The 3650-nt window shown below is 71.8% G+C and carries 4 protein-coding genes; 2 read left to right on the top strand and 2 right to left on the bottom strand.

The features are described 5' to 3' along the window. The first annotated feature begins 199 nt into the window (after positions 1-199). Together AB0J68_RS29215 and AB0J68_RS29210 are read left to right on the top strand one after the other, a co-directional pair. Positions 200-400 (top strand): thioredoxin reductase, encoded by a 201-nt coding sequence (locus AB0J68_RS29215; protein WP_354854685.1) that lies wholly within the window; start codon positions 200-202, stop codon positions 398-400. Further along, positions 397-1158, top strand: a complete 762-nt coding sequence (locus AB0J68_RS29210) for a pirin family protein (RefSeq protein ID WP_355067066.1) — start codon at positions 397-399, stop codon at positions 1156-1158. Before AB0J68_RS29215 ends, AB0J68_RS29210 begins: the two co-directional genes overlap by 4 nt. Before the next feature lie 137 nt (positions 1159-1295). On the opposite strand, the gene gndA is transcribed toward AB0J68_RS29210, so the two are convergent. Both gndA and AB0J68_RS29200 read right to left on the bottom strand, forming a co-directional pair. Further along, a complete protein-coding gene (gene gndA / locus AB0J68_RS29205) occupies positions 1296-2738 on the bottom strand; it encodes an NADP-dependent phosphogluconate dehydrogenase (protein WP_363941741.1) in 1443 nt (480 codons plus the stop codon). A gap of 145 nt (positions 2739-2883) precedes the next feature. Continuing rightward, the gene (locus AB0J68_RS29200; RefSeq protein WP_354854679.1) at positions 2884-3180 is read right to left on the bottom strand and encodes an MTH1187 family thiamine-binding protein; all 297 of its coding nucleotides are present in this window, start codon (positions 3178-3180) and stop codon (positions 2884-2886) included. Positions 3181-3650 lie beyond the last annotated feature (470 nt).

The following is a 3650-nucleotide window of genomic DNA, read 5'->3' as shown; positions in this document are numbered from 1 at the left end:
GTTGTGGTGGCCGGTTCGGTCGCATTCACGACTTTCGTTCACCGCCACAACTCCATGATCGACGCGGCCGGGGTGGGGGGTCTGGGTTGGTTGTTTCGGGGTTCGGGGAGGTGGGGGCAGGTAGGGTCCGGAGGTGGCGGGACTCGGCGGGAATCGGCGGCTGGGGGTGGATATGCGGGATCTCCGGTACAAAATGATCATGGCGTTGAACGCGGCGGATCTGGGCGACCCGATCTGCGAACAGGTCGCCGAGATCTGCGCCGAGATCGCCGAGCAGCACTGCGCGGAGTTCGGTCACACGCCGCAGCTGCGCACCGGTGAGATCGCCGAACTGGTCACCGGTGAACCGGCCCTGACCTGGGCGCCGTCGACCCCCGACGCCGGGCAGCGTGCCTGGTGACCGCACCCGCGCCGTCGGTCGACCTGCGTCGGGCCGAGGACCGGTTCGCCACCCGGATCTCCTGGTTGGACTCCAAGCACTCCTTCTCGTTCTCCCGGCACTACGACCCGGCCAACACCCACCACGGGTTGCTGCTGGTGAACAACGACGACGTGGTCCGGCCCGGCGCCGGCTTCGAGACCCACCCGCACGAGGACATGGAGATCGTCACCTGGGTGCTGCGCGGCTCACTCGTGCACCAGGACTCCACCGGCCACTCCGGGGTGATCTACCCCGGCCTGGCGCAGCGGATGAGCGCCGGCACCGGCATCCTGCACTCGGAGAAGAACGACGCCTGGCGGCTCAACAACCAGGAGCCGCACAGCGACCCCGTGCACTTCGTGCAGATGTGGGTGCTCCCCGACGAACAGGGCGTCGACCCCGGCTACGAGCAGCTGGAGATCGAGGACGAGTTGCTGCGCGGCGGCCTGGTGCCGATCGCGTCCGGGATGGACCGCTACGACGGCGCGTCCGCGATCCGGATCCGCAACCGGTACGCGACCCTGCACGCCGCCCGACTCGGCCCCGGCGACGAGGTCACCCTCCCGGACGCGCCCTTCGTGCACCTGTACGTGCCGAACGGCACGGTGACCCTGGAGGACAGCGGCCCGCTCGGCACCGGCGACGCCGCCCGGCTCACCATGACCGGCGGCCGGCGGGTGACCGCCGACGAGCCGGCCGAGATCCTCGTCTGGGAGATGCACGCCACTGTCGCCTGACGGGTGCCCGCGCGTACCTGCCGTCTGGTCCCATGATCATGCTCGAACATGGATGTGGTGGCCTCCCGTTGTCGGAAGGCCACCACATCATGGATCGAGCACGATCTTGCGGGGCGCGGCGCGCGGGGCGATTCCGGCTACGCCGGGGACTCGGTCTTCTCGCCGGCCCAGGTGGTGTGGAACGAGCCCTCGCGGTCGACGCGCTGGTAGGTGTGCGCGCCGAAGTTGTCCCGCAGGCCCTGGATCAGCGCGGCGGGCAGCCGCTCGGCGCGCAGCCCGTCGAAGTACGCCAGCGACGACGAGAACGCCGGCGTCGGCACCCCCGCCCGGGCCGCGTCGGCCACGACCCGCCGCCAGCTCGGCACGCCGGCCGCGACCGCCTCGGCGAAGTACGGCGCCACGAGCAGCGTCGGCAGGTCGGGCTGCTCGTCGTACGCCTCGCGGATGCGGTTCAGGAAGCGGGCGCGGATGATGCAGCCACCCCGCCAGATGGTCGCCGTGCCACCGAGGTCGATGCCCCAGTTGAACTCCTGGCTGCCGGCCCGGATCTGGTCGAAGCCCTGCGCGTACGCGACGATCTTGGAGGCGAGCAGCGCCCGGCGCACGTCCTCCACGAACGCGTCCCGGTCGGCGACCTGCCACTTCTCACCGGCGTCCGGGAACGCCCGCCGGGCCGCCTCGCGCTGGTCGACGTGCCCGGACAGCGAGCGGGCGAACGTCGCCTCGGCGATCCCGGTGATCGGGACGCCCAGGTCGAGGGCGCTCTGCACGGTCCACCGGCCGGTGCCCTTCTGCTCGGCCCGGTCCTGCACGACGTCGACGAACGCGCGGCCGGTCGCCGCGTCGGTGTGCGCGAGCACGTCGGCGGTGATCTCGATGAGGAAGGACTCCAGCTCGCCGTTGTTCCAGTCGCGGAAGATCTCCGCGATCTCCGCCGGCTTCGCGCCCAGGCCGGACCGGAGCAGGTCGTACGCCTCGGCGATGAGCTGCATGTCGGCGTACTCGATGCCGTTGTGCACCATCTTGACGAAGTGCCCGGCGCCGTCCGGCCCGACGTGCATGCAGCACGGCACGCCGTCCACGTGGGCGGCGATCTTCTCGAACATCGGCCCGAGCTTGGCGTACGACTCGGCGGAACCGCCCGGCATGATGCTCGGCCCGAGCAGCGCGCCCTCCTCACCACCGGAGACGCCGGTGCCGCTGAAGTGCAGCCCCTGCGCGCGCAGCGACTCCTCCCGGCGACGGGTGTCGGCGAAGTGGGCGTTGCCGCAGTCGACGATGATGTCGCCCTCCTCCAGCAGCGGCACCAGCTCGTCGATCACGGCGTCGGTGGGCGCACCGGCCTTGACCATCACGATCACCGCGCGGGGCCGTTCCAGCGACGCCACGAAGTCGGCCATCGACTCACCGGGCACGAAGGAGCCCTCGTCACCGTGCTCGGCGACGAGGCTGCGGGTGCGCTCCGGCGACCGGTTGTGCACCGCCACGGTAAAGCCGTTGCGGGCCAGGTTGCGGGCCAGGTTTCGGCCCATCACCGCCAGCCCGGTCACGCCGATCTGCGCCGTCGCCTGCTCAGCCATTCGTGCCGCCACCTCTCGCCGTCGAACTATCCTGCTGCGACCGTATCGCGGCGCGCGGCATCGTGGGCGGGTCGTCCCACGGCGGGTCACCGCCTGGTCGCGGCCCGTTCGCCCGGCGCGTCCACACCTCGACCGGCAGCCACGCTCACCCCTGGGCCAGTCGATCCTCCACACGCGCCACCTTCGCGGTGAGCGCATCGGTGACCCCGGGCCGAACGTCGGCCTTCAGGACGACGCTCACCCGGGGCGCCTGCGCGGCCACCACGTCGACCGCCCGCTTCACCACCGCCATCACCTCGTCCCACTCGCCCTCGACGGTGGTGAACATGGCATCGGTCCGGTTGGGCAACCCGGACTCGCGGACCACCCGTACCGCCTCGGCAACCAGGTCACCCACGGAGTCGCCGGCACCGAGCGGAGTGATCGAGAACGCGATCAGCATGCGCCGATCGTGCCAGGAAATTCGGGTGCGCGTCTCATCGGGCGGTGGTTAGGGTTCGGGCATGCGTAACTGACGCCCCACTTCCCGAGCCGGCCCGCCGCCCCGCGATCGCGGTCCGTGCGCTCCCGGGCGTCGCGCGTCTCCGTCCACCGTTCGGCGGTGTTGACCCAGCCCGATCCCCGGTGAGCAGTCCCTTCCCATTCGACCGTCGCGTTGCCACGGTCACCAGCCGATCCGACCGACCGCGGGAGCGCGGGACCGCCGGGAAGGTCGGCACCGAAGGAGGCCCGGATGCCCGCCAGGCGCAATCCGAAGAAGACCCGTACGCCCGCGCCGACGCCGCTGGGCACCGACCCGGCGGCCGGCCACGGCCCGCTTCCCCCCCCCCCCCCCCCCCAACCCCGACGAACCCAACGGGCCCGGGGGCCCGCCCAGCGGTACCAGGCCCCCGCGCCCGGGGGGGCCCCCGG

The organism is Micromonospora sp. NPDC049580, from assembly GCF_040675595.1.
In the GTDB taxonomy this organism is placed as follows: Bacteria; Actinomycetota; Actinomycetes; order Mycobacteriales; family Micromonosporaceae; genus Micromonospora.
This window is presented reverse-complemented; position numbering and strand designations above follow the sequence as displayed.